Source organism: Synechococcus sp. R6-10 (assembly GCF_047461815.1).
GTDB lineage: Bacteria > Cyanobacteriota > Cyanobacteriia > Thermostichales > Thermostichaceae > Thermostichus.
The window spans coordinates 1-1229 of record NZ_JANSHW010000295.1; the positions used below are offsets into that span (position 1 = coordinate 1).

Here is a 1229-nt window from a genome sequence, read left to right on the forward strand (position 1 = left end):
GCCCCCAAGAGCAGCGGCAGATGAGCCTGCCTGCCCCCCAAGTTTTTGCCGCGCCCCCTGGTAGCGTCTACTACCTAGAGCAACCGGCCCCCCTCAACCAAGAAGAGCCCGAGCTGGAAGATGGCCGGCTCAACGTGTTCCACCGCTGGCGGCTGTTGGGCTATAGCGAGCTCTTATGGCTGCCTTGGGCGAACTGAGTTTTGCTTTCAACCCTCCAATGCTTACTCAAAAAAGGAGAGATTTGTATGCCTTTTCAGATCGTTTACCTCCATCTGTTGACTCCCCTGCACACCGGCGGCACCACCCAAGAAGGAAACCTCTTGGGGATTGCCCGCGAATCCCACACCCATTTGCCCTACATCCCTTCCAGCACCATTCGGGGCAGGTTGCGGGCCAGCGTGGCCGATAAAGACAAAAAATTTGAGCTCTTTGGCAACGAAATTGGGGAAGGGGATCAGCTGACCCAGGGATCCATTTGGATTGGAGATGGCTCCTTGCTTTGGATCCCGGTGCCCTCCCTCAGCCACGGGGTGGTGTGGATAAGCTGCCCGCTTCTGCTCAAGCGCTGGCTGCGGCTAACAGGCCAGAATCTGTCAGTGCCGGATCCCTATAGCACCAACTTGGGAACAAACCAGCCTATCTACCTCAAAGATGCCATTCTCAAAGAGGGTCTTCGACAATGGTCGGAATGGAAGAGCTACACCAAAGATCCTAATATCAGTCGCGTGATTGTTTTACCAGATCAGCACTGTGCCACCCTAATTCAAATGAGCCTGTGGCGGCAGGTGAAAGTCAAGCTTAGCGAGGACAAGGTTGTGGAAGGAGGCTTCCGCTATGAAGAGGCCATTCCTCCTGACAGCTTGATGTACTTTACCTGGGGGGTTACAGCCCAAGCAAATGGCAGTTCTGAGGAGGCAATGAAAGAGTTTCGAGATCTGCTGCAATCCAACCAGATTATGCAGATTGGCGGCCAGGAAAGCTTGGGCCGAGGCTTTGTGGAGCTGTCTTTGAACTAGATCTCAACCTAGGAGGGAGGTTTTATGAATAGCTTTGACCCGCGTACATTGGCCAAGCCCGTTTACGAATCCCTGTGCCAGCTCAGAGCGCAAACCAGGGATCCAGAAAGGCTAAAAGAGCAAAAAAACCAGGCTGTGGAGCTCTACACCTATCTTTCTACTTGGGGCCTGCTGCGCCTCAAGGCCGAAGAAGACGCCCTTAGCCAAGAGGGC

Annotated in this window: 2 protein-coding genes and 1 pseudogene; all 3 read left to right on the plus strand. The window is 54.2% G+C overall.

Annotated elements, in window-relative coordinates; genetic code table 11:
* The coding region (locus NW837_RS08990; protein WP_414330823.1) for a type III-B CRISPR module-associated Cmr3 family protein at window positions 1–197 on the plus strand (197 nt) is incomplete at its 5' end.
* 48 nt (window positions 198–245) lie between these two features.
* Window positions 246–1016, plus strand: coding sequence for a type III-B CRISPR module RAMP protein Cmr4 (gene cmr4, locus NW837_RS08995; protein WP_414330825.1), 771 nt, complete (start codon window positions 246–248; stop codon window positions 1014–1016).
* 24 nt (window positions 1017–1040) lie between these two features.
* A pseudogene (locus NW837_RS09000) lies at window positions 1041–1229 on the plus strand (hypothetical protein); the annotation flags it as partial.

What these genes read in the sequence shown, in the direction of transcription:
- cmr4 (WP_414330825.1), top strand. Translation starts at nt 246, where the DNA reads ATGCCTTTTCAGATCGTTTACCTCCATCTGTTGACTCCCCTGCACACC.